Here is a 24,603-nt window from a genome sequence, read left to right as displayed (position 1 = left end):
CTCAGAGCTCCATCCCGTCATTCGGGTCCAGGGCGGCCTGACGGGCGACACCTCGCATCTGCTGGCGTATGAGCCGGGACTGACGGACAGCATCCTCGTCATCGTCAAGGACGGCGGCAAATTCCTCCGACGGGGTCGGCTCGGTCGTCTCCTTAGCAATCGCGACGTGATCCGGGAGTTCGGGCTCACGGCGGAGTCCGCTGTTCGCCGTGTCCTCCTCTGCCTCCGCGGCTTGGTCAGTTGGACCTGTCGTCGGCTTCAAGGGTCCGAGCGCTGACCATCCGTCCGTTCGCGACGATCGGCCGGCCGTCGCCGGATCAGGCGGCGGCAAAACCCGCTCGATGAATCGCCGGTCCTCGTAGTAGCGGACCTTCTTCGCCCGGATCGGCGGCGTGCCCGCCACCATGACGATCTCCTCCATCGGCGGAAGCTGCATGACCTCGCCGGGGGTCAGCAACGGCCTCGCCGTCTCCTGGCGCGAGACCATCAGGTGCCCCAGCCAAGGGTTCAACCTGTGACCGGCATAGTTTTTCATCGCCCGCATCTCCGTCGCCGTGCCCAGCGCATCGGACACCCGCTTGGCGGTCCGCTCGTCGTTGGTCGCGAAGCTGACCCTGACGTGACAGTTGTCGAGGATGGCGTTGTTGGGCCCGTAGGCCTTCTCGATCTGATTGAGCGATTGCGCGATCAAGAAACTCTTGATGCCGTAGCCCGCCATGAAGGCGAGCGCAGACTCGAAGAAATCAAGCCGTCCGAGCGCCGGGAACTCGTCGAGCATCATTAGAACGCGATGCCGGCGATCCCGGGCGTGCAAGTCCTCGGTCAGGCGCCGGCCGATCTGGTTCAGGACCAGGCGGATCAACGGCTTGGTTCGTGAGATATCGGAGGGCGGCACGACGAGATAGAGCGTAGCAGGGCAGCTATCGGCGATCAGATCGGCGATCCGCCAATCGCAGCGGCGGGTCACCTGGGCCACCACGGGATCGCGGTAAAGCCCGAGGAATGACATCGCGGTGGACAGGACGCCGGAGCGTTCGTTGTCAGACTTATTGAGGAGTTCGCGCGCGGTCGACGCGACCACAGGATGAGCGCCCTGCTCGCCAAGGTGCGGCGTGGTCATCATGGCCTTCAGCGTGGTTTCGATCGGCTGTTTCGGATCGGACAGGAAGGCGGCGACGCCGGCCAAGGTCTTGTCCGCCTCGGCATAGAGAACGTGGAGTATGGCGCCGACCAAGAGCGAATGACTGGTCTTCTCCCAGTGGTTCCGCTTGTCGAGCGAGCCCTCGGGGTCGACCAGGACGTCGGCCACGTTCTGGACGTCCCGAACCTCCCATTCCCCGCGCCGGACCTCGAGCAGCGGATTGTAGGCCGACGACTTCGAGTTGGTGGGATCGAACAACAGGACGCGGCCATGCCGCGAACGGAAGCCGGCGGTCAATTGCCAATTCTCACCCTTGATGTCGTGAACGACGGCTGAGCCGGGCCAAGCCAGCAGGGAGGGGACGACAAGGCCGACACCCTTTCCCGAGCGGGTGGGTGCAAAACACAACACGTGTTCCGGCCCGTCATGGCGGAGGTAGTCGCGCTCAAGCTTGCCCAGCACCACACCATCAGGACCGAGAAGTCCGGCCGCTCGAACCTCTTCAACATCTGCCCAGCGGGCCGAGCCATAGGTCGCGACATTCTTGGCCTCGCGCGCACGCCAGACCGACATGCCGATCGCCACCGCGATCGAAACGAAGGTCCCCGACGCCGCAATGAAGGCCCCCTCGACAAAGACCTCCGGGGCATAGGCATCAAAGACGAACCACCACCAGAAGAAGACGGGCGGGTAATAGATCTTGAAACCCAATATTTCAAACCAGGGCCGCCCAAGCTCCGGTTGCCAGGCGAGCCGCCAAGCCGTCCACTCGGTTGCTCCCCAGATCGCGAGCAAAACGATCAGGCCGACAACGATCACTTGGCCCCAGAGAATCTTGGTTCCGGACATCGCGAACGCCCTTCCGTAACTGCATTGGAGATTGCTAGAGGCCGAGGTCGCGCTTCCGACCGAAGCCCCATTCGATGCCACCGCCGTGCTTCACGACACCGGTGACGTGCTGGCCGAGTCTCTTCTCGAGTTCGCTCGACCAGGGCACGAGCTGGAAGCCGAGCCCGTTGTCGATCATGGCGAAGCGTCCCGAGGTGAGCGTCAGCCGCTGGCGATAAGTGCCCGCCACATGCTCCCCAGCGGCGGCGTTCACGTGAGGCAGGCCTGTGTCGGCCGAGACCTTTGCTGCCACCTCGTCCAGCTCGCGCCGGCGCAACGTGTTCAGGAGGTCGCGCTGCAGGATGATGCGCTGGCCCTGCCGCCGCGCCAGGCCCTCCTGGACTAGATGCTCGGTACGGGCCTCCATGGCGTCGCGGGTCTCGCGACCGAATCCACCCATGGCAAGCGGCATGGGGTCACGTTCAACCAGCCGATGGTCGAGCCAGGTTGCCCCTCGTGCCGTGATCTGGCTACCAAGATCGAGATCGGAACGGGTTGCGAGCACCATGGTCGGCCGCGGATCGCCGGCTTGACCGAAGCGTCGCACCTCGACGATGCCGCCGACCGGTGGCGCCTGTTCGAAGGCCTCGAGCCCTCGGAAGCGCACATGGTGAGCACGTCCGTCCGTTCCGTCGATCAGGGCGTAGGCCACGCCAGTCAGTTCGTCATGCAATCCCCGGTCGACCAGCCGTCCGATGATCTCGGACGTCGGTTGTCCACCCTCTATGACGTAGTCGGCAACGCCGCGCGCTTCCCCACGCTCGGTGAAGGCGCGGTGCATGGTCTTGACGATGTCGCCGCGCATGCCGAGATCGCGCAGGCTGCGCTCGGCCTCGAGCCCTACCATCCATTCCCCCGATGCGGCGGATGCGGCAAGACCCATCTTCTCCAGGTGCTGAAGGCGACCGACCATCAGGCGCCTGATCTCGGGATCGAAGCTGCCCGGGTTCTCGGGGCGAAGATCGATACAGCCGGTCTCATCGGCCGCCAGCCGGATTTCGCGATCAAGCCGCGTCCATCGTTCTGCCGTGACTTCCCTCTCCAGCGAATTGCGGATCTCGTGGTCCGGTTTTGGACCCAGTTCGATGGCAACCAATTCCTCGGCGCGTGAGCGCAGGCCCTGGCTGATGTAGTCGCGGGAGATCACGAGATCCGCCCCCTCCTCGTCTACTCCCCGAACGAGAAAATGAACGTGAGGATTGTCCGTGTTCCAATGATCGACAGCCACCCAATCGAGCCGCGTGCCGAGATCGGTCTCCATTTGCTTGGCGAGGTCGCGGGTGAAGGCCTTCAGGTCGGTCATGTCGCCGGCATCCTCCGGCGAGACGATGAACCTAAAATGATGCCTATCGTCCTTACACCGTTCCGCGAAAGCCGCGCCATCGGCACGGTCGCTGCCAGCATCGAACATCTCGGCACGCTCACCACTCCGGCTCACGCCGTCACGTTTCAGATATGAGAGGTGGGCAGTCAGTGGCGCTGAACGGAAGGCTCGCCCCTTATGACGAACCACGCGTGCCTTCACCACAACGCGGCGCGTTGGGCTGAACAATCTGGCGCGTCTAAAGGCAAGCCGGCCCCGGCCAAACGCCGAGCGTCCGTAACCGGCAGAACGCCTGCCAACCGCAGCCTGACCCGAGGTATGTCCGGCTTTCTTTGCGGCCCGCAGTACCTGATTGATGAAGCTCTTTTGCTTCGGCGCGCGAGTGCTGCGGATGCGCCCAGGCCGAACACGGAGGTCGCTGTCGCCCACGCTCACAGCAGGGGTTCCCAACGATCAAAAGCGCGCACGGTGCCGAAAATGCCTTTGATTGCATTGTTCAAAATGCAAGGCGCGGCACGCGCCCCGACCGACCGGCACGCCAGAACCCAAGCCATGCCAATGGCTTGGGTTTCGACCGGCGAGGCCCTTTTATCTCGCCGTCCTGCCGTCGTGGTCTCCTGGTCGCCGGTTCCCGAAAGAGCCGCCGCGACCTGGCAGCCAACTCGCGAAGCCCCCACTGCTTCCGGGCGCTTGCGATAGCGATCGTTACCCGAAGGGCCGAGACACCCGCAGGGTGGCTCGGTGAGGAGCGAAGCGACGAGTAGAGCGCGGGCCGAAGGCATCGCCCGTATGCCATCGGCACGTGCCACTTGCACGGTGAAGCACGCCACGGCTTGCGAACCCGCACACCTGGTCATTGTGATACTCCCGAATCCGATCGAGGGACGAACACGCCAATTGGCCGGGGAACCATGTGCGAAACATCGGGCGCCGAAATTGCAGTCGTGACACCACTCGATGGCATGAGCGCCAGCAACCGATTGCGCGCTTTCATGAAATCGGATCGCCTGACGAATAGCGTCGCAACTGCCGATGACTGTCCGCCAAACGTCCACTTCGGCGGCAGTTCGATGGCAAGCAGATTTGCAAGCTTTGTCACATAGGCTCGCGTCTCGTCTGGCAGAGAGCCGCCTGCGAGATGCTCTTCATAGCGAGATGGTCCCGCGTTGTACGCGGCAAACACCCCAGGCGAGCCATACCTGTCGAGCAGTTCGCGCAAGTAGGCCGTGCCGGCCAGAATATTGTCGTGCGGGTCGTAGGGGTCGTTCCCGAGATTGTAGCGCTCGCGAAGTTCCGCCCAGGTCGCCGGCATCATCTGCATCAGGCCCATTGCACCTTTTGGCGATCTGGCGTGCACGTCACCAGCACTTTCGATGCTGAGGACTGAAACGATCCAGTTCACCGGAATTGAAAAGCGCTTCGCGGCTTCATCGACGACACCTGCAAATGGGTTGCTCGTTTGAGTGACCGCTCGAACAGCGGAGGCTCCGCTCTCGGCGATGGCGGCTCCCTGCGGAACAGGGCAGAAGAGCAGCAGCGAAGCGAGAACCCAAACACCCGTGCCCGGCCGACCCAAGCATGCCGCCGTGCTCATCCCCGTCCAGGGTAAAGCTTGCCCGCGCCAGCCCTTCGGCCGTCTTGGAGTGCCGCTGCGCGCGCCGGCTTTGCGGACATTGATCGAGACGGAGGAATGATCGCGCAAACGATCGAGCAAGGGAATGGCGAAGAGAACACGTCGAACACGCACGATCACTCCTCCGACTTCCACAGCGGCATCGCACGACCGATCACGCTTGATGCCGGAAGAAATCCAAAATACCGGCCATCAAGAGAGTCGTCCGACTGCCAGTTCATCAGAAACAGCTCGCCGTCTCCGACGACGCGGCAGCCCTGCCATTTCGGCAGCGGCCTGCCCCGTCTGTCGTGATCCTTCGCCTCACCCACCGCGACGTCGTCGACCGAGATCGTGAGGCCGGTTCTGCAAACACTCTGCCCCGGAAGGGCAAGCACGCGCTTCAGCATGGGGACGCCGATGGGCAAATAGCCGTTCAAATCGAGGAAGGTCGCGAGCGGCTCCGGCGGCTGCACGGCGACCAATTCAGTGACTTGGTATTGGTCCGCCGATCGGAGGCGGTAGAGACCAATCGGCACGCTCGCGGATGCGTTCCAGATGTAAAGCGGAAGCGGCTCCAGGACGATCGTCGCGATGAGCGCAGCAGCGACCCCAATCGTCACGGCCAGCATCATTAGGCGGCCCGTCATCGCATCACCTTTTGGCGGTGAAGCCATGCTTGGTGGCGGGCTTTCGTGTAGGGGCGCGGGTTTTCGTTGACGGACAGGCGGTTATGAACGTGATGCCAATGATCAGGCGCGACATCAGCTGGATCGATGCCGAGTGCCTCAACGGCGTCGGTCATTTGCAGCACGCGCTCGACCTTCGGCCAACCTGACAGGCGCAGCAGAATCTCACCGCCGGGTGTCACATACGGTACGGTCGAGCAGCGCTGTCCCGGAGCGACTGCGCGCAAGATATCGATCCGCGAAATGATTGTCCCAAAGTCGTTCGAGGTCCATCGGACGAAAGCAAAGATGCTGCCGGGCGTGAATGACAGGACACGCCGATGGCGATCAAGCTTCCGTTCGTTGACAATGCGACCGAACCGAATGCGGTTCTCAATACGCTTCTCGAGCCACAACACTTCCACTTCGGTAAGGTCGCTCATGCCGCCGCTCCCTGAAGCTCAAACTGGGAGCCGTGCACTTTGGGGGCGGTGAAGTGCGTGTGCGGTCTGTGAAGGTCAGCATGAGCGGCGGCCCGGCGTTGCCGGTCACACGTCATGCAAGTTGCGGCCTGGTCCGTTAGATGAAATCCGAAGGATTTCTGGTTAGTAAAGTTAGAGCAGCTGGAAAGCGCGGAGAAACAAGCTCTTAAGCTCGATTCCGGTCCCCGATAGCACGAGGGTCCGGTCCCCGATAGCACGAGGGTTGCGGTCCCCGATAGCACGAGCTGATTCACAGGTTGTCCTCCGAATTTGGAATGAGACCGCGGCGGCGCAAGCGTGCCGTTAAGGGATCAACAGGCTGAGGGGTGAAGTTCAGTCGCTCGCCGCCGTTCCGGTCTTGCGTGAGCACGAGCTGATAGCCGGGCAATGTCTGGCGCTGGACGATCTGGCGGACGTCGTAAGCAAAGTGCTTGAGCGGTGAGATGATGCCGGACTTGGCATGGAGGTGCACAAGATCAAAACTCCAGCCGCCGTCCTGCCGGCCGCCATGCTTGCGCACGAGGCGATAAAGCCACCGCTCAAGCCCGCCCGTGAGCTCGAAATAAGCGCGATCGATCGTCAGCACGAGCGCGTCATCAATGACGCCGGCGTAGAACCAATCCGGCAGGATCAACTCGATCCCAAATGGCCGACCGTTTGCATCGGCCGTCTCCTTCCATTCGTTGATCCAGGAGAAGCGATGCCGTCGCCGTTCTGCCGGCTGACGGATCGACGTCAGCACGGTCGTTGACTGAAGTCTGTCGAGACCAGCCTTCAGCCGGTCGTAGTCGCGCGCGCTGGTGCCGCGGCCGACGAACGTCAAAATCTCGTAAGGCGTCGCAGCCATCAGGCGCGAGGTCTTCAAGCCTGCGTCACGGGCTTCGACGATCTGGGACGCAGCCCAGATCAGAACATCCGCATCCCAAATTGTCGCCATGCCATGTTCCGGCACGGCTTCGACACGAATTGCGATCGCACCGGCACGAAAATCGATCGGCACGATCCGCTTGGTCTTTGCGAGGGAGAAGAACGGATACGCCATCAGATCCTGCGCATCGCGGGGCGCGAGATCGCCGGTCAGCGCCCTAAAGAGTTCAAGCTGATCGCGCTCGGAATGGTATCTGCGCCGCATGATCACTCTCCTTTCGCGGTGATCAGCGACGTTCTTGGCCTGCATACGGGCGCAGAACCGGGTGCTTTTTAGCCGGCAGCACGGTCCCCTTCCCGGGGTCGGACGTCGACGTCTTGGCGCCGAGGTCGGCCCACGCTTTCAGGTCATCGACGGCGTAGACAACACGTCCGCCGATCTTCCGATACGTCGGCCCTGTGCCATATGTCCGATGCTTTTCGAGTGTGCGACCGGACAGGCCAAGATAGCGCGCGGCCTCAGGCGTACGCAGGAAGCGCGGTGGTAGGCCGGCCATCGGATCGGGCATTTGAGGACTCCAGGAGGACATCGCACTACGCCTGGCTAGGCCAGCGTGTGTGCGGTCATCATGGAGAAGCAAGATCTCGGAGGGGGATGCCGAATATGGAGGGCGCCGTTTTCGATACCCCCCAAGCGGAAGGGCTATTCGTCCCTGCGCCCGGGCCGCAGAAGTTTGCGGTAGCCCCCACGCATCAACGCGATGCCGCCTTGCACCAGGCGGACCGTTCGATTGCGCAGATCATGCGTCTTCCAGGCGCGATCGGGGATACGCTTTTTGCCGAACAGCGCTTCGGCGATAACGCGATAACTGCCGCCGGCGCCATGGGCGTCGAGCGCACGGATCGCTGCGCTCAGGCGTTCGCGCCGCTGTTTAGATAATTGATGAAATGCAGGCCCCGGCGCGAGTCCATTCATCGCGCGCCACAGCCGGCGGGCTGCATACGCACGTGCGCCGAAATCGCCATCAAACGGCAGTTCGGCTGCATATGACGCGCCGAGCACCGGCGGCTCTTTGGACCAAACACGGTGATCTACCGCACCGATGCGCAGCACGGCATGCCAGCCGTCGACGGCGCGGCGCACCTGGCCAACTGCAAGGTCAAGCAGTGGCTGAGACGCCGACACGAGGTCGGCCGTCGAGGCAACCTTGATCGGAACGACCGCCGCTAGAACCTCAGGCGCCCAAAAGATCGTCTGTTCGTCGAACGACCTCTGCGGGTCATGGGCGAAAGCAGATGCCCCATTTCCTCCTGAATTCGTCAGTCACTTCGCCGTTCGGACTGTCGGCAATCATCACCTCGTACTCACGCCGATAGTCGGCGTTGCGGCGGAGACATTCCCAGGCGATGTCGGTGACTTCCGCGTCTTGTAGGCTCTTGTAGGAATCCGGCGACCGCCAGTCGAATTCAGGCATTGCTTCCGCCCCATTGCACGCTGCTAACAACGATTGCGGCGCAATAGGTATGAACGAAGCGGTTGTAGGAAGACCCTAGTTTGGCACCACGTGGTGCACCGGAATGACCACCGGTTGGCAGAAGAAAATCGTTCTGCCTGCAAGTCGCGAGCCGGTGATTTTTTCTATTTCGAACCGGTGCCGCGCAAGAGGCGCCCCTGCTCGGTCACCCATTTGGCGCGGGCAAGATGACTCTGATATGCGCTCCGCGCGCGGTCCGGCTCCAGCACCGGATCGATATGCAGCACGATTCGAGCGACTTCCGTCCAGTCAGCCCCGTCGCTTTCGGCCTGCAGAAGGCGCATGTAGGTCACCACGTGCCGCTCATCGTAGGCAGTGAGAATTTGATCTGCAGGTGCAGCATCGGCGACGTCTGGGTCGAGCGGCGGCTTCCTCATAAGACTCCACGCCTTAGATTAGACAATTTCTAACACGCGGGCCGGAAGGAGCAGAAGCGTTAAAGCTGTCGCGGGAGCCGTCCGGAGGGCGTTTTGTCGAGAATACTCCGTGGTGAAATACTCTTCAAGGACATGCCCTCTCGCGTATGGATATACGCGAGATACTTGCAATCAATTTGCGGAAGCTCCGGCAGGCCCGTGGTTTGTCACAGGAGGAATTGGCTCATCGTGCTGAAATTGACCGCACCTACATCAGCGCACTCGAGCGAAGCGTTTATGCGGCGGGTATCGACGTTGTCGATCGGCTCGCGCGCAGCCTGGGTGTCGAGGCCGCCGACCTGCTCACTCGCCCGCCCGCAAGCGCCAAGAAAAAGACTCGGGGGCAAGCCGAGTGATTGATGTCGAGCCGCTCGATCCGGCGGCCGGTTCGCGCTCACTGATGCCTGGAAGGATGAGAAGCCCCGCCCGGCGGACCGGACGGGGCTTGGTGGGGCGCTCTTACTCGCCGGTCTTGCGCGGCCGCGACCAGAGCAGGGTGTAGCCTTCACCGCCTTCGTCGTCGAATAGGTTCGCGTAGATCGGCGCGTTGAACGAGGGGTCATCAAGCTTGAGCGAGAGGTAGTCGCGGCCCTCTTCGGAGCGCTTCGACCAGGCCGCGCCGATCTCCGCGCGACCCACATAGATGCGGTGGCTGGGAGCGTTGTCGTTGGATCGGTTGATCTCGGCGACGATGCGGACGCCCTTGGCCTTCAGGCTCAGGGTCACGATCTCGCCCTGGAATTCGTTACCGACCTTCTTGAAAGAACCGATGTTAGCCATGTCTCTTCTCCTGTTGTGTTTCGAGCCCGCGACCACCGCGGCCTCGATGGCGATCTAGGGCCGAGGACGATCGGCGACGCACCCGCTCGGGCCGGAGCGCAGCGGAGGACGTCGTTGTGGCGACTTTCTTGTCTCGCGAGGAATGGGCGAAGCCCAGGGGAAGAAAGTCGCATCAACGGCGTTGCGGCTCAGACGATCGAGGCGAAGCCGGTCTTCGGCCAGATCAAGCCATCAACGAGGCCACGTGCGTCCGCGTGCTGAACCACAATCTCTGGAGAAGAGTGGCTATCTCGTTTTCGACGAACAAGAGGCCGGAACGATTCAGCGCGGAAAGAGAAACAATCTCCTGCAAAAGGCGGCATCGTCTCGCCAAGAACCGATCGAGGTAACATCGCTCTGCCGCGGCTGGGTGGGCCGGACCGAATGCCGGCAGCTTGATCGAGGAGTCCCGAGGAGGACTACCTCTTCCGCGCTCAGGTTTCGATAATCTCCCGTTCGCCGCGCCGATCTACGCACCTGTTCGATGAAGGCGGGAACGGTCATCGCTCGGCCAATGCGGCCGTAAGAACTGCTTAGGACGGGTTCTCAACCACCCCGCCCGGCGCCAATGGGCGGGTCTCCGCCAAAACCATCAAGCGCGTCCGTGACGTAACGCCAATGCAAACCGCGCCCAGGCAAGCGAAGACCTCACGCCAAGCCAGCGAAGGCACCAGGATCTGGGACAGGGCGAACACCATGTGATAGCCGGCGACGGCGGCGGGAACAGCGAATGCCGTAGCGATCGCGATCCGCAAAGCCAAGGACCGGGTAATAGCGACGGCAACCTGACCGAGGACGAGCGTCAGCGCACCGCAGGCCATTGCGATAATCAGCGCGCCGATGAGGCCGGCACCGCTCTGAAACGCCGCCATCCCGATACTCAGGGCGACGAAGAATGGCAGCGCGTACAGAGCGAGCGCGAAGATCGCCCAGCAGAACAAGCCGATGCCGAGTGAGTTGAGGACGAGCCCAAGTGCGAGCATAGTGGTGGCTCCATGTGCATAGATGTACCAGTTGCGCCTTCCACCACCACCACGGCGCAACTCTGGATATGAGACCGAAACGAGGCGGAGTTGCGGCGTGAGCAATTTCGCCTCGAAGACTTCAGGTCGAGAAGACGGCGCTCACGCGCCGCCGAACCTCCAGACGGGGATGCCGAGGCGCTTCGCCTTGTCGGCGAGGTTGTCCTGGATCCCCGTGCCCGGGAAGTGCATGACGCCGATCGGCAGGATTTCGAGTATGGCATCGTTGCGCTTGAAAGGTGCTGCCTTTGCGTGTTTCGTCCAATCAGGCTTGAAGGCGATCTGAGGCACCTTGCGGATCGTCGCCCATTTGGATGAGATCAGTTCGGCACCCTTCGGGGAGCCGCCATGGAGCAGGACCATGTTGGGATGCTTGGCATGAACCTTGTCGAGACGATCCCAGATGAGGTGGTGGTCGTTGAAGTCGAGCCCTCCGGTGAGCGCGATCTTCGGCCCAGCAGGCAGCATGACCTCGGTCTCGGCGCGGCGCTTGGCCGCGATGAAGTCGCGGGAGTCGATCATCGCTGCGGTCAGCGTACGATGGTTCACTAGCGATCCTGATCGGGGGCGCCAGAATGAGCCGGTGTGAGTCTCGAAGCGCTCTATGGCCTGATCACGGAAGAGCTCTAGGCAGTTGCGGCGCTCAATCAACGTGATGCCTTCCGTCGTGATGCGTTCGAGTTCGACGGATCGAACTTCGGAACCGTCCTGCTCGCGCTGACTCTTCTGTTGCGCCTGTTCGTTGTCGTCGAGTTGGCGTCCGATGCGGTCGACGGCCCGGTGGAACAAGTTGACGGTCGACCAGAGCAGATCGTCGAGGTCTGGTTCTAGCCGGGTGTCGCTCAACGTCGCGACCAGGGCATCGAATATATCGGCGACGGCGCCGGCGATGATCCTGCCCTCGGGGAGTGGTCGTGGATCAGGCCGATCGTCGAACCGGCGGTAGCCGTAAAGTTGCAATTCGGTAAGAACGTGTTCGGTCGGAGAAGAGACGTGCGGCGATTCGATGTCATCGTGGTCGGTCATGGAGGCGATCCTTTGCCGGATCGGCCGCGACCATCGCGGCCTTCGTGGCGATCACTCAGACGGCAGGCGGAACGGGCCAGAACCCGCAGCAGAGCGGAGGGCCGAAGCGCAGCGGAGGATGGCGGAGGCCGGTATTTTGCTTCGCGATGCAAAGCGCGCTCGCCAGATGGCTAATGTGTCTTCTTGTCGCCAGCGCGCGGCGGAAAATAGCCGGACGCAGCCATTGCCGGCCCGAGCCGCTTGCCGTCCGATCGCCCTCTAGAAGGCCGTGGTCGCGTCCTCTTCCGGCAGTGGCCGCACCGCGACCGACCTGTCGACGCCCATGGAATTGACGGGGCTATTCCGCGGTTGCCATCGACGAATGCAGGAAACGGACGACGTCCTCCGGTACGAGCTGCAGTAGCAACGCTGCTCGGAGGGCCTCGAGGCCGAAGATGTGCAGATCTTCGTTGAAGTCGCCCAGCCGGGGCGACAATGCGATCGCTTCAATGCCGGCGGCTTCTGCGCGCTGGGTGAGAATAGCCTGTACGGCATCTCCGGCGGCATCTGCGTCACGGGCGATATAGAGTCGGCGTAGGCCAGACGGCAGCAACATGGCTGAGAGGTGATTGGCCGAGAGAGCAGCGGTCATGGGCAAGGTCGGCAGTACATAACGCAGCGACAGCATGGTCTCGATCCCCTCGCCCGCAGTGAGCACGTCGTCCACCACGCCGAAGCGAACGGCGTTACCAAGCAGGTCGCCCATTGCCCGTCGTGGCGTGTCGATCGGGGCCTTGCCGAGCCGCACGCGATCAAAGCCGTGTGGATCTAGCCAGGTGCGATGCACGCCCGTGATCCGTCCCTCGAGGTCCGTGACAGAGCCTATCATCGCCGGCCAGGTTTCGGTCGACGAATGCTCGTCCGGTCGATAGTAGCAACGCGGGTGGAAGCGCAAGCTGCCACCATGGTGGATGCAAGTAATTCCGCGACGCTGCAAGTACGCCTCGGCTAATGTCCCTTCAATGGGGCTGGATATCGCAAAGAGCCGACGAGCGGCTTCCTGCGATCCGGCCGGCGCGACTGAACGAATGGGTTTCGGCGCCAGCTGCTGCTCTGAACGAGGTAGCTTCAGAAAGCGCCTCGCCTCCTCAGCGACCTCGCGAAAGTCTCGCGAGGCAAGGCTTTCGCGGATGATGTCGAGGAGATCGCCATGCTCCCCGGTCGCGGCATCGGTCCATTTGCCGGCGGGGCCCTTCGACGATTCCTGGAGCCGCACAAACAACGAGCGGCCTGGCGTGTTGTGGACGTCGCCGACCACCCAGTATCGCCCCGCGCGCTTGCCGTGGGAGAGATAGTGTCGGCACACCGCCTCGGCGTCGCGCGCGAGTCGGCGTGCCAGTTCGGAAGCATCGCGGGACATCAGGCGGCCACCCGCTCGCAGATGCGCGCTACCGGATAAGTGTCGAGCACTTTCGATAGGACCTGCACACCGCTCGCGTCCATGGGCACGAACATGCGTAGCTTCCAGGAGATGATCTCCCCAAAGAGGCCGTGGGCCCGCAGTCGATCGCGCATCGTGTCGTTGAAGCCCGACAGCTCGATGCGATAAGCACCCATCACCCGGACGCGACGAAGCTGGAGCCCCTCCGCGAGGTCGAGAACGGTGCGCCCTTCCGCGAGCGCGGCAAAGGCTGCATCCGGCGTCAGCGCCGGAGCGTCGGCCGCTAGCACGTTCGCGACCCAGGTCGCGGATACCTTGCGGCCGATGATGCGTTCGCCCGTATCTGTCTGGAGCCGATAGACGCGGGTGGATTCGTTCGGCAGCCGCTTCCAGATGGGGAGCAACAATCCCGACACCACGTGGATCGTGCTTTCCGTGAACTCGGGCACCTCGGCAAGCTCCGCCAGCCAGGTCGAGGCAAAGCGTTCGCGATCCGCTTCGTCCCAATGACTTTCGGCCATGGTGGTCAAGGGGACCGTGTGCTGATCCATCGGCCGGATCAGACGGACGCGACGCTCGATCTCGCCGTCGTCGAGCATGACACTCGCCGCGGGGACCTGCACGGCGGCTCGTCCCGAGCGCTCATTGACGAGCAGGACGGCTTGACGATCGGAAAGACGAGCAAGAGCGTCATCCAGACTCACCGGATGATTGCGTTGGCGCTGGGTGACCGTGAGCAGCCGGGTCTCGGCGCCGGTCCCCGGATGGTCATAGATCGTCCGCCGGTCGGTGACGACAAAGCTCTCGGCACGGAGGGTTTCCAACCCGACGTCGTAGGTGCCGGATGCAACCGCGCCTTCGATCCTCGCGGTCAAGAGTTGCTCGAAGGCGGTGAACAGCACATTCTGTAGGTCGATGGTGAGCGCGAGCAACCTGTTGAGGAAGGTCGTGATCGGGGGCAGCTCATCCCTGAGCCCATTGGCATCTGTCAGCTTCAGGCCGGTCGCCTCCTCGAACTTCTCGAGCGAGCAGCCGTCGACCTTGCCTCGCGCGAGCAGCGCGTAGAGCTGACGCAACGCATCACGTCCGTACTGGCTTTCGAGATTATCCTCGGGGCGAAACAGGCCCTGCCCTCCGGTCTGACGCTGGCCGCGCGTAATGGCCCCTAAGGTGTCAAGCCGGCGGGCAATGGTGCTGAGAAAGCGCTTTTCGGCCTTCACGTCGGTCGCAATCGGACGAAACAACGGTGGCTGCGCTTGATTGGTCCGGTTTGTGCGGCCGAGGCCCTGGATCGCAGCATCGGCCTTCCAGCCGGGCTCGAGCAGGTAGTGGACGCGCAAGCGGCGATTCCGGGCCGACAGTTCGGCATGGTAGCTCCTCCCCGTGCCCCCGGCGTCGGAGAACACGAGGATGCGCTTGACGTCGTCCATGAAAGCCGAGGTCTCGGCGAGGTTGGCTGAACCGGCTCGACTTTCGACCACCAGCTGGTCGCCCTTTCGAACGATGCGGCGCGAGCGGCCGGTCACCTCGGCGACCAGTTCGGTGCCGAAGCGCTGGATGACCTGATCCAGTGCCCCAGGTACAGGCGGTAGTGATGCAAGCTTCTCGATAAGGCGGTCGCGTCGTGCGACGGCTTCCCGGCTCTCGACCGGCTGGCCGTCGCGATAGACAGGCCGGGAGCAGAGGTTGCCCTCCGAGTCGGTGAAGGGCTCGTAGAGCTGGACCGGAAAGGAGTGGGCGAGATAGTCGAGGACATACTCGCGCGGCGTGATGTCGACCTGGGCGTCGCCCCACTCTTCAGTCGGGATCTCGGCGAGCCGGCGCTCCATCAGCGCTTCGCCCGTCGACACGATCTGGATAACAGCAGCGTGGCCAGCATCAAGGTCGCGCTCGATCGATCGGACCAGCGACGGGGTCTTCATCGAAGTCAGGAGGTGGCCGAAGAAGCGCTGCTTCGCGCTTTCGAAAGCGGAGCGTGCCGCTGATTTGGCCTGCCCGTTCAGCGTTCCCGTTGCGCCAGTGATGTTGGCGGCCCGCATCGCCGCATCGAGGTTGTTATGGATGACGCTGAACGCACCGGCATAGGCATCGTAGATGCGAACCTGCTCCGGCGTCAGTTGGTGCTCCACCAAGTCGTACTCGACGCCCTCGTAAGAGAGCGAGCGTGCCGCGTAGAGACCGAGCGCCTTGAGGTCGCGCGCCAGCACCTCCATGGCCGCGACGCCGCCTTCCTCGATCGCTTCGACGAACTCGGCGCGGGTGGCGAACGGAAAGTCGGTGCCGCCCCAAAGGCCGAGGCGTTGGGCATAAGCGAGGTTATGAACCGTGGTGGCGCCCGTCGCCGACACATAAACCACGCGAGCATTCGGCAAGGCGTGCTGGAGCCTAAGGCCGGCGCGCCCCTGCTGAGAGGCAGCCTGTTCACCGCGCTCGCCCTTGCCCCCGACCGCATTCTGCATGGCGTGGCTCTCGTCGAAGACAATCACTCCGTCGAAGTCCGAACCCAACCATTCGACGATCTGCCTGACACGCGAAAGCTTCTCACCGCGCTCGTCGGTCCGTAGCGTGGCGTAGGTGGTAAAAAGGATGCCTTCCGAGAGCCGGATCGGGGTGCCCTGGCGAAACCGGGACAGAGGTGTGACTAGCAGCAGCTCCATGCCCAGCGCGGACCAATCGCGCTGCGCGTCCTCGATCAGCTTGTCGGACTTGCTGATCCAGACCGCACGGCGCCGGCCCTTGAGCCAGTTGTCGAGCAGAATCCCGGCAACCTGCCGCCCCTTGCCCGCCCCGGTGCCATCGCCCAAGAACCAGCCGCGGCGAAAGCGGACAGCATTTTCGGCGTCGTCGCGCGCGGCGGCCACAACATCAAAGGTCGTATCGACCGTCCAGGAGCCTGCCAGGAATTCGGACTGCGCCTCGCCGGCATAGATGGCGCTCTCCAGCTGAGCATCCGACAGAACTCCGTCGGCCATCACATTGGCCGGCAGGTGCGGACGATAGGATGGCTTCGGTGGCGCAACGGACGCCATCGCGGCAGACTGCACGAGCTTGGTCGGATGTGCGCACGATCCGGGAATGCAGATCGACTGCAATCCGTACTCCTCGTAGAGCGCATCGGTTAGTCGGGCACCTTCCGGCGGCGACCATTCGACCGTCTCGTACGCTAGTTCGACGCCTCCTGGCGCGGCGTCTCTTGAAGTGGACGATATGCGTGGTGCAACGGCGGCGCCAACCAACTGCGACATCCTTGGCCGCCCGATAACAACGATCTCCGATGGCGTGGCGACGGGCAGCCTTCGAGGCACATGCAGATTCACCCAGCCAAGCAAGGTAGCGACATCACCCGCCATGCCTGGCGAGGCGGGAAAAGCAATCGGATCGGCAGCAGGCAGCTTGTCGATCACAAGCAGCCTTGTGTCCGTCTGAGTACCGTGCTTGGCGTAAACGGCGCCATCGACGGCGGCGGAAAACACCACCCGCCCGCGTTCCTGGAGCCGCACAAAGGCATCTCGCCATGCCGGGTTATCCGGTGCGAAGCTTGCGCCAGTGATGGCGACGAGGCGCCCACCATCGCAAAGACGCGCGAGTCCTGAACCGATGTGCCGGAGGGCCGCATCCGCCATCCGTCGATCGACATTCGCCAGTGCCGAGAACGGCGGGTTCATCAGGACGACGCTCGGTGCGACACCATCGTCAAGGTGGTCATCGATCAGCGCGGCGTCGAACCGCGTGACATTAACGCCCGCGAATAGCTGCTCGAGCAGCCCCGCCCGGGTCTCGGCCAACTCGTTCAATAGCAAGACGCCGCCGTCAAGCTCGGCAAAGACGGCAAGCAAACCAGTCCCCGCGGAGGGCTCCAGAACGCGATCGGCCTGTGTAATGCCGGCTGCGGTGCATGCGGCCAGCCCCAGCGGGATCGGTGTCGAGAACTGCTGAAGCGCCTGACTATCTTCGGAACGTCGCGTGTGGGTCGGGAGAAGACCAGTCACTCGCGCAAGCATCGGCAGCATGGCGACGGTCGAGCCGGCCTTGGCGCGCATGGCCGGACCGAACTTGCGAAGGAACAGAACGGTTGCCGCCTCGCAGACGTCATAGGCGGTCTTCCAATTCCAAACGCCGGCCGTGTCCGAGGCGCCGAAGGCAGACTCCATAGCGCTACGCAGAACAGCGGCATCGATGCGACGGCCGCGTTCGAGCTCGGTCAGGACCTGTCGCGCGGCCCTGACAGCGGCAGAGGTGAGATTTGCAGCGGCATGCATGGAGAGCGGCGTGGCGGCACCGCCGGCAAGAGATTCGGTCATGGCAGGATTTCTTTCGGAGAGCAGGAACGGGTCGAACCATCAGGCGCTCTCCTCTGATCCCGATGGCTCAAACCCTTCCCAGCCTGCCTCTCCCTCTGAGCCCTCGCCCATAAGAATGGGGACCGGCGCTGAGCACCGGTCCCCAAGCAACCGCGGGACGGCCGGAGCCGTCCCGCTCTGTGATGTCACTCAGCCGCGTCGAGCTGTTGCGGATCTTCGTCGCCGGCGTTCTCCTGATCCTGCTCGTCGGTGAGGAATTCGGGTAGCGGGCCCGCTTCGCCATCCTGCCCCAGTGGCGCCGCATCGGGATCGACGAGACGCAGCGGCTCCGGCAACCAGCCCGAGCCATCCAGCAGGCGCTCGGCCTCCTTGGCCATGTCGGCCTTCTTCAGATGGTCGATCAGTTGCGCTGACGACTCGCCCTTGGCCTCCCGCACGGCCTCCAGAATTCGCGGCTTGGTGACCCGGCCGAGATAGTTGTCGATGGAGGGCTTCCACCCTGCCTGAACCATGTCGAGCCCGACCGCCCGCGCCAGCACATCCGCCTGGTCGAGACGCGTGCGGACGCCGTGGGCTGAGACGCGACCCTGGTTGTAACGATTGGCCGGCTCATAGACGGCATTGACCGCAAATGACGCACAGTGGGCGAACAGCGATGCCTGTGCGCCACCATCGAGAGCCGTCAGCGCATCCCAGAGATCGTTCTCGCTCTTCGGCAAGCGCGCCTTCCAAGCCTCATGCCGCAGCTCGACAGCCTTGGCGGAGACGCTTTCCCTCAGCCCCGGAGCTTGGGCCGGAAAGGTCGGCGTCCGAAGGCCGATCTCAAGACAGCTCCCGGACGATGCGAACCGGTAAAAGGCCGTCAGGACGAAGTTATGTAGCACCGCCTGGAACGCGACCGCGGGATTTTCTGCGAGCGCATCGCGTAAGGCAAGCGTCCGATGCGCCGTCAGCTCGGTGATCAGCCGATCCGGCAGAGGCTTCGCCGCGTCCTCATCATCTTCTTCAGCATCAGGAGCATCACCCGCAACCGCGATCACCGTACGCTGGACGGAAGGGCCCTCTTCTTGACCTTCGGTCGACGACGCATCGACGCCCCGCCCGACATCAGCATCAGTTGCCGGCACCTCATCCTCTGGCCGGACGTAACCCCGGTCAACCGAGGGGCGTCCTTCGGAATCGATGCTGATGAAGACACCCGCTCGGGCGATCTCCGTCGGTTCGTAAAGCATCGGCCGATCTTCGAATGCCGCCAGTGCCACCTCGATTTCGCCGAGACGCTGATCGACCTCTTCGGGCAATTCGTCGGCATCCTTTCCAGCTTGGCCTGCTCGGCGTTCAGGGCATCGATAGTGGCCTGCTCCTCAGGCGAGAGATCGACAGGTTTACCCTCGATTTCTCGTAGGCCTTGAGTGTGACCGTAGGAGAACTCTACGGCGATTGAGATCCACTTCCAGCCTTCGGCAGCAATCGTCTCAGCTTCGGCTTTGAGCTTTTCGGCTACGAGGCGGTCGAGCAACACGACGTCCTGAAGCCAGCCGCCGTCGTCGTACTCGAACAGATCCCGCAGAACGCCGCCACCCGCGTGCTGATAGGCATCGAGGCCCACAAACTGCGCCCGGCGATCGGACCCGCGCACGGTGTTCTCAGTGAGCAGCCGGCGGATCTGGTAAGGCTCGTCATAACCGGAACGGCTGACGTTCTCCCAGACTTGCTCCTGGCGGACGTGATCCCCAGTGACTGAAAACGCCATGAGCTGCTCGAGCGTCATGCCGTCTTCGGCGTAGACGTCGTGCAACTTCGGCGAGATCGACGCCAGGCGCAGGCGCTGCTTGACGATCGCAGGGTTCACGAAATGGCGCGCGGCGATGTCTTCCTCGCTCATCCCGAGATCGCGGAGGAGCTGGAAAGCCCGAAACTGATCGAGCGGATGCAGACCGACCCGCTCATCGTTCTCCGCCACCGAATCGTCCGCGGCGATGCCCCCTTCGCGAACGACACACGGCACCGCCTGCGTCTTTGACATGCGTTTCTGTTTCACCAGGAGCTCCAGAGCACGATAGCGCCTGCCGCCCGCCGGCACCTCGAACATGCCGGTTTCGTTGCCGTCTCCGTCGACGACGGCCCGGACACTCAGACTTTGCAGAAGCGTACGCTGCGCGATGCTTTCGGCCAGCTGCTCGATCGAGACACCGGTCTTGACGCGGCGAACGTTCGACTGGCTGAGCACAAGCTTGTTGAAGGGGATGTCCCGGGAAGGCGACAGCGTGATCTTTTGTACGGCTTTCGTCATTTTGGCTCTCCATGACGGGCGGCCGTGAGACTCTCTCTCGGCTTCCAACCCGTCGCAAACAGCCTCCCCTCCTCTCACTCTCGCGCGGCCACGAGGCCAAGCATCACGCCACCTCGTGATCGGCGACAACCGAATCCAGCGACGCGGGCTCAATGGACCCGGGAACGAAGCCGAGCAAATAGTCCGCGGCCTTGCTCGCCTGCGAGGCGGCACGCACGATGGTCCGATTGTCTTCGCGCAAGACTTCAAGCCAGGAGCCGATATAGTCGGCATGGCGCACGGTCGGGACGATCCCGAGCGACGCGCAGCTGAACGCGGAACTCAACTCGGCGACCAGTTCTTCGAAGGCATATTTCTTCGTGCCGTAGGATCCGCTCTGGTCGCGGTTAAGCCGCGTGGGATGCCCTGTCGCATGACCGAGCTCATGCAAGGCCGTGCGGTGCCAATTGATGGGTTCGAAATAGGCCTGTGGCGGCGGGACCTGAACGAAGTCTTCGGCTGTTGCATAGAACGCGCGATCTCCACCAATCCGAAATGGGATTCCGCTGGCCTTGATCAGGGCGTCGACCGTGGGTTCGATGAGGCCAGCCGGCGGTGGCGGCGCAGGGGTAGCAATGCCGTCGGGCAGTTCCTCGCACTGATTGGTGTTGAAGACGGTAAATCGTTTGAGGAATGGAATTGCCTGCGCGTCTTCGCCGGTCTCGGCGGCGCGTCGCTTCTCGTCGTTCGGAACGAAACGATCCGCGTAGACAATGCTGGTGCCGCGCTCTCCCTTGCGAACGTGGCCGCCAAGCGAGAGCGCCTGACGAAAGGTGAGCCAACTTTGACCTGTAAATCCGCGTTCGATCACGGCTCCCCAGAGGATCAGGATGTTCACACCGCTGTATTGCCGGTTGGTCGACGCGTTTTTCGGCATGGCCAGCGGCGCTTTCGCCGCGGCCGTACCCCAAGGCTGGACCCAGGGCACGCGGCCGGCCTCAAGCTCGGCAATGATCCTGTCGGTGATTTCGTTATAGAGGTTCGCCCGGTCCTGGCCGGCGCGCGCGCAAGCATTAGGGTTTGACATCGCGGGTCTCCGCGACGGGCACCGCGAGCCTCTCTCGCAGCTTGTAACCCGTCACGGAAAAAACAGCCTGCACTCTTACTCTCAGCCTCTTCGCAATCTGCTTGAGGGGCCGCAGGCCCGATCAGGCGTGCGCCCAAGGGCGCATCGCCTCAACGGAAAATGGCACCCGGAGAGCGTGAGCATAGCGACCCGAAGGGGCACGCGGGTCCGAGTGCAGCGACGAGACCGGTTCAATAGCGGCACCCGGGAACGGGGCAGTGATAGCGATCGCCGCAGGCGAGCCCCTTTCCCGAGTGCCCCCGGCGAGGAGCACCAAAGCTCTAGCGCGAGGGATCGAAGCCGCAAGGCCGAGACGCTGCGCGGCTCGGTTCACGAGAGCCCGGTGCGGCTCTTGCCGCACGCGCCAAGACCTGAGCGAAAGTGATGCAGGCAATGATACGAGAACCGCCCGGCATTTTCAGAGTCTCACAATTATGGAAGAAAGGGCCTGCGGAGCGAAAGCGAAAACCATTCGCGGGACGCAGCAAAAGAGGCACCCGCAGGAGGGTCAGCATAGCGGCCGACGCGTAGCGGCGGGACCCGGGACCGAGTGCAGTCGCGAGACCGGTTAAGAAGGCACCCGACCCGAAGGGCAGTGATAGCGACGCCGGAATGCAATGACGGCGAAACCCGAGAGCCAGTGCCTCCGGCGAACGACTCAATACGGATGCACGTCTCGTTGGTATCAATTTTGCTTTTGTGATATCGTCTCACGCGTGCGCATGTCTATGCACGGCATGGGCATGTTCACTCAGAGCCAATTCTTACAGAGGACGACATGGCCAAGAAAGCGAAGAAGGCAAAGAAGACCGCGAAGGCAGCCACCAAGAAGGTGGCAAAGAAGACTTCAAAGAAAAAGAAGTAGTCGTATCGGCTACTGATCTATTGCCGCCTTCGGGTCGCAACCCGCATGAAAAGCGAGACCTCCCAAAGGATATGAAGCGTCCTTTGCAGCCGTTTGGTATCGCGGCAAGCTAAGATAAGGCCGGACCTTTGTGCAGGTGGCTGCTGCATAAAGGTCCGGTTTTTCGTTTCTGCCCCGCGAGGGCGTGATCTGCTCGTGCGCGAGGGATCGAAGCCGCAAGGCCGAGACGCTGCGCGGCTCGGTTCACGAGAGCCCGGTGCGGCGACAGCCGCACGCGCAAAACGGACAAGGAGCGACCACCAGAGTTCGGACGTCTGGTTTCTTCGGCTCGTTCTTGCCCACCCTAGCATCTGGCCGGCGGAAAATTCGGCCTTCGAAAGACCACGAGATCCCACGATCCCGAATCCCAGTCGTGTGTTAGCGATGGGGAACGTCTGCGGGACTAAACGATTCGTTTCAGCGTGGGAGAACTCTTTCAATGCTGATGACCAAGCAGAGACGGCCTGCGATCCGCACCCTGCGCGGTTGGGCAATCCATGTGCTGAACGAAGCCGGCGCCATCCACGAGTGCGAGGAGCACGGTTGGATGCAGGACCGCGCCGATCCGCTTGCACGAGAGCGGGCCTTCGACATCGCCCGTCAAGACCCGCCAGCAGCCGTCTCCCCTCGCGCAGCGGAGGCCGCGGTTCCGACGTGCTGGACTCGATCGGTGATACCTGCCCTGAATGCCCGTCTGACTAGGCACCCTCGGACGCCAGCCCGTCTCTCCGAACTCAGCGGCCCAGCCGTTTCTCCACCCGCTTGCGCGCGTTGCCGACCTTTTTGACGGCCTTCTTCACTGCTGGCGCCGGCCTTCCGGTCTTCTTTGCCTCGTACTGCACTTCGTAATCCTGCCCGCCTGCCACCCGCGCCCGGTCCTGCTTTCGTCCGCGCGCCGTTTTGCTCTTCTTCGCTACCGCCATGGGTGCCTCCTATGGGATTCGCAGGTTCCGGAACGATTCCAACTGTGCCAATTTGAATCGGCTGTAGCGTGGAGTACTTCAGTGGCGTCTCAGCGTAAAATGCCGGCGGCTATCGGCGTCAAGGCGCCTTTGCCCGGCTTCATCGAACCGGCCCTCGCATCCTCAATCGAGAAGGTGCCATCCGGCGAGCGCTGGATTCACGAAATCAAGTTCGACGGCTACCGTGTTCAGGTCCATCTGGCCAACGAGACGGCGAAGATCTTCACCCGGCGCGGCCACGATTGGACGCATCGCTTCAAAAAGGTCGCTCATGACGCCTAGCGGATCAAGGCGAACTCGGCGGTGGTGGACGGCGAGATCGTGGTACCGGCCGCCGACGGCACTACCGACTTCTCGGTTCTACAGAACGAGCTCAAGGGCAAATCGAAGAGCATCGTGCTTGTAGCGTTCGATCTGCTCTATCTGAACGGCCGAGATATAAGGAAGTTACCGCTTTTTCAGCGCAAAGCCGAACTCAAGAAGATCCTAGGCGGCACCGACATCCAGTTCAGCGAAAGCTTCGAGATAGACGGCCGCGAGATGTTCGCGCATGCCTGCAAGCTCGGCCTCGAAGGCGTCGTCTCGAAGGTCCGGGGCAGCCTCTATCCAAAGGGACGCACGAACGACTGGGTCAAGAAGACCTGCGTGCAGCGGGAGACGCTGACCATTGCCGGTTTCGCACTCGATGGGACGAAGTGGGACGGGATCTACGTCGGCCGGCGCAAGGGCGACGATCTGGTCTATGCCGGCAAAGTCGATCACGGCTTCGACAAGGTCTCGGCCGCCGATCTGCAGAAACGGCTTAAACCCCACATCCGAAAGACCCAGCCTTATACCAGGCGTATCGCTCACAAGGGCATCTGGGTCGAACCCAAGCTTCTGGCCGAGATAGAGTATCGCGCGAAGTCAGCCGAGGGAAAGGTCCGTCACCCGTTCTTCCGGGGCCTGCGGGAGGACCTGTGATGGATGCGTTCGATCGCTTCTGGCAATGGGCGAACAAGCCCCTGGAAAGTCCGCTGACGATTCCGGCCGAGCTGCATCGGGCGGTCATGGAGCTTGCTCCTGAAGACCGACGGGACCGCACCGCGGTGAACCGAGCCGCAGCGCGCGTACCAGATCCCGAACGATGAACGCTCCCTCTGGCTTTCACTCAATGCCGCAAAGCAAGAACCCGTCAAGAAATTAACTCCGCGCACGCTGCAGCGCAGCTTCCAATCGCTCCTTCTCCTTACTCCAGCGTGCGTCTTCAGTTTGCGATCTCTTCGCGAGAGCCTCAACCTCGGCCTGGATGGCGCCGGCCCACTTCGCGTGCTCCTGCTCCGCCCTGTCCAACGCAGCCTGCGCCTTGTCGACGGCCCGCTGACGGCGCTCACGCTCCTTCTGCCTGGCGGCCTCTTCCCTCGCCCGTTCATCTGCGCGGCGCCTCTCCTCCCGTTCGTAGGCGAGGGCGGCCTTCCGCTCCGCCACCTTGTCGACAGGACGCGAGGAAGGCTCCTTCGATACAGGGCGCTTTGATTTGCGGGCGGCTTTCGTCGGTCTTCCGCCGCCGTCAAGATCGGTGGGCAGTTCGGCATGCTCGCTGAACGATCCGCCGGATCCGACGGGGCGCTTGAGAACGACGCCAGGCTTCTTCATGGCCACAGCGATGATGTCTGGGTCCTCGCTTTCCTTCGCCGCTCCCTGGTGGAAGAGATTGCTGTCGGCGCCCCAGGCTTCGAGAGCTGCCTTCATGGAGGGAGCGGCGATCGCCAGATCGAAGAAGCCCAGCGACGCCTGGTAGGTCTTGAGTTTTCTCGCCATGACACGCTTTCCCGCTCG

Annotated in this window: 20 protein-coding genes and 3 pseudogenes; 4 read left to right on the top strand and 19 right to left on the bottom strand. The window is 62.8% G+C overall.

The window, feature by feature from the left end; all coding sequences use genetic code 11:
- Position 1: 1 nt before the first annotated feature.
- From CV770_RS10590 to CV770_RS10545, 10 genes are all read right to left on the bottom strand, one after another.
- Entirely contained in the window at positions 2–1,990 is a 1,989-nt protein-coding gene (locus tag CV770_RS10590; RefSeq protein ID WP_104462278.1) for a conjugal transfer protein TraG, read from the bottom strand.
- Positions 1,991–2,024: 34 nt separating this feature from the next.
- On the bottom strand, positions 2,025–3,788 hold the full coding sequence (locus CV770_RS10585) for a relaxase/mobilization nuclease domain-containing protein (protein WP_104462277.1): 1,764 nt from the start codon (positions 3,786–3,788) through the stop codon (positions 2,025–2,027).
- Between the two features lie 418 nt (positions 3,789–4,206).
- Positions 4,207–5,106: a lytic transglycosylase domain-containing protein gene (locus tag CV770_RS10580; protein ID WP_245453719.1), complete on the bottom strand. Its 900-nt coding sequence runs from the start codon at positions 5,104–5,106 to the stop codon at positions 4,207–4,209.
- On the bottom strand, positions 5,103–5,615 hold the full coding sequence (locus tag CV770_RS10575) for a S26 family signal peptidase (protein WP_104462276.1): 513 nt from the start codon (positions 5,613–5,615) through the stop codon (positions 5,103–5,105). Before CV770_RS10575 ends, CV770_RS10580 begins: the two co-directional genes overlap by 4 nt.
- Positions 5,612–6,076, bottom strand: a complete 465-nt coding sequence (locus CV770_RS10570; RefSeq protein WP_104462275.1) for a DUF2840 domain-containing protein — start codon at positions 6,074–6,076, stop codon at positions 5,612–5,614. The genes CV770_RS10575 and CV770_RS10570 overlap by 4 nt, the downstream gene beginning before the upstream one ends.
- Positions 6,077–6,365: 289 nt before the next feature.
- The gene (locus CV770_RS10565) at positions 6,366–7,247 is read right to left on the bottom strand and encodes a replication initiator protein A (RefSeq protein ID WP_104462274.1); all 882 of its coding nucleotides are present in this window, start codon (positions 7,245–7,247) and stop codon (positions 6,366–6,368) included.
- Positions 7,248–7,269: 22 nt separating this feature from the next.
- Positions 7,270–7,551, bottom strand: a complete 282-nt coding sequence (locus CV770_RS10560; RefSeq protein WP_007594540.1) for a helix-turn-helix transcriptional regulator — start codon at positions 7,549–7,551, stop codon at positions 7,270–7,272.
- Between the two features lie 134 nt (positions 7,552–7,685).
- Positions 7,686–8,126, bottom strand: coding sequence for a DUF2285 domain-containing protein (locus CV770_RS10555; protein WP_349627972.1), 441 nt, complete (start codon positions 8,124–8,126; stop codon positions 7,686–7,688).
- Positions 8,127–8,262: 136 nt separating this feature from the next.
- On the bottom strand, positions 8,263–8,457 hold the full coding sequence (locus CV770_RS10550) for a transcriptional regulator domain-containing protein (RefSeq protein ID WP_104462272.1): 195 nt from the start codon (positions 8,455–8,457) through the stop codon (positions 8,263–8,265).
- Between the two features lie 164 nt (positions 8,458–8,621).
- A complete protein-coding gene (locus CV770_RS10545) occupies positions 8,622–8,894 on the bottom strand; it encodes a DUF2285 domain-containing protein (RefSeq protein ID WP_104462271.1) in 273 nt (90 codons plus the stop codon).
- A gap of 146 nt (positions 8,895–9,040) precedes the next feature.
- Here CV770_RS10545 and CV770_RS10540 point away from each other — a divergent pair, with 146 nt between their 5' ends.
- A complete protein-coding gene (locus CV770_RS10540; RefSeq protein ID WP_104462270.1) occupies positions 9,041–9,289 on the top strand; it encodes a helix-turn-helix domain-containing protein in 249 nt (82 codons plus the stop codon).
- 103 nt (positions 9,290–9,392) lie between these two features.
- Here the strand turns inward: CV770_RS10540 and CV770_RS10535 are convergent, their stop codons facing one another.
- The 7 genes and pseudogenes from CV770_RS10535 to CV770_RS10495 form a co-directional block, all read right to left on the bottom strand.
- Positions 9,393–9,713 carry a DUF736 domain-containing protein gene (locus CV770_RS10535; RefSeq protein ID WP_104462269.1) on the bottom strand — a complete coding sequence of 107 codons (321 nt, stop codon included), beginning with the start codon at positions 9,711–9,713 and terminating at the stop codon, positions 9,393–9,395.
- A gap of 572 nt (positions 9,714–10,285) precedes the next feature.
- On the bottom strand, positions 10,286–10,735 hold the full coding sequence (locus CV770_RS10520; RefSeq protein WP_104462267.1) for a hypothetical protein: 450 nt from the start codon (positions 10,733–10,735) through the stop codon (positions 10,286–10,288).
- 141 nt (positions 10,736–10,876) lie between these two features.
- Positions 10,877–11,800, bottom strand: a complete 924-nt coding sequence (locus tag CV770_RS10515; protein ID WP_104462266.1) for a DUF2493 domain-containing protein — start codon at positions 11,798–11,800, stop codon at positions 10,877–10,879.
- Between the two features lie 337 nt (positions 11,801–12,137).
- Entirely contained in the window at positions 12,138–13,199 is a 1,062-nt protein-coding gene (locus CV770_RS10510; protein WP_104462265.1) for a DUF7146 domain-containing protein, read from the bottom strand.
- The gene (locus CV770_RS10505) at positions 13,199–17,521 is read right to left on the bottom strand and encodes a strawberry notch-like NTP hydrolase domain-containing protein (protein ID WP_104462264.1); all 4,323 of its coding nucleotides are present in this window, start codon (positions 17,519–17,521) and stop codon (positions 13,199–13,201) included. The genes CV770_RS10510 and CV770_RS10505 overlap by 1 nt, the downstream gene beginning before the upstream one ends.
- 185 nt (positions 17,522–17,706) lie before the next feature.
- Positions 17,707–19,814: pseudogene (locus CV770_RS41985) on the bottom strand (ParB/RepB/Spo0J family partition protein).
- A gap of 103 nt (positions 19,815–19,917) precedes the next feature.
- Complete coding sequence (locus CV770_RS10495) at positions 19,918–20,880, bottom strand: ArdC family protein (RefSeq protein ID WP_104462263.1); 963 nt, start codon at positions 20,878–20,880, stop codon at positions 19,918–19,920.
- 1,382 nt (positions 20,881–22,262) lie between these two features.
- Between CV770_RS10495 and CV770_RS43215 the strand changes: the two are divergent.
- Positions 22,263–22,525: pseudogene (locus tag CV770_RS43215) on the top strand (hypothetical protein).
- Positions 22,526–22,557: 32 nt separating this feature from the next.
- On the opposite strand, the gene CV770_RS10485 reads toward CV770_RS43215, so the two are convergent.
- Positions 22,558–22,746, bottom strand: coding sequence for a DUF3606 domain-containing protein (locus tag CV770_RS10485; RefSeq protein ID WP_104462262.1), 189 nt, complete (start codon positions 22,744–22,746; stop codon positions 22,558–22,560).
- 99 nt (positions 22,747–22,845) lie between these two features.
- On the opposite strand from CV770_RS10485, the pseudogene ligD reads away from it, so the two are divergent.
- Positions 22,846–23,748: pseudogene (gene ligD / locus CV770_RS10480) on the top strand (non-homologous end-joining DNA ligase).
- Complete coding sequence (locus CV770_RS42530; protein WP_201759788.1) at positions 23,748–23,915, top strand: hypothetical protein; 168 nt, start codon at positions 23,748–23,750, stop codon at positions 23,913–23,915. The pseudogene ligD and the gene CV770_RS42530 overlap by 1 nt, the downstream one beginning before the upstream one ends.
- A gap of 52 nt (positions 23,916–23,967) precedes the next feature.
- On the opposite strand, the gene CV770_RS10475 is transcribed toward CV770_RS42530, so the two are convergent.
- Positions 23,968–24,585 (bottom strand): cell envelope biogenesis protein TolA, encoded by a 618-nt coding sequence (locus tag CV770_RS10475; RefSeq protein WP_104462261.1) that lies wholly within the window; start codon positions 24,583–24,585, stop codon positions 23,968–23,970.
- Positions 24,586–24,603 lie beyond the last annotated feature (18 nt).

Origin of the sequence: Bradyrhizobium sp. AC87j1 (assembly GCF_002936975.1) — a bacterium.
GTDB classification, from domain to species: Bacteria; Pseudomonadota; Alphaproteobacteria; order Rhizobiales; family Xanthobacteraceae; genus Bradyrhizobium; species Bradyrhizobium shewense.
Note: the sequence above shows the minus strand (reverse complement) of the source record. Positions and strands in the feature narration are given on the sequence as shown.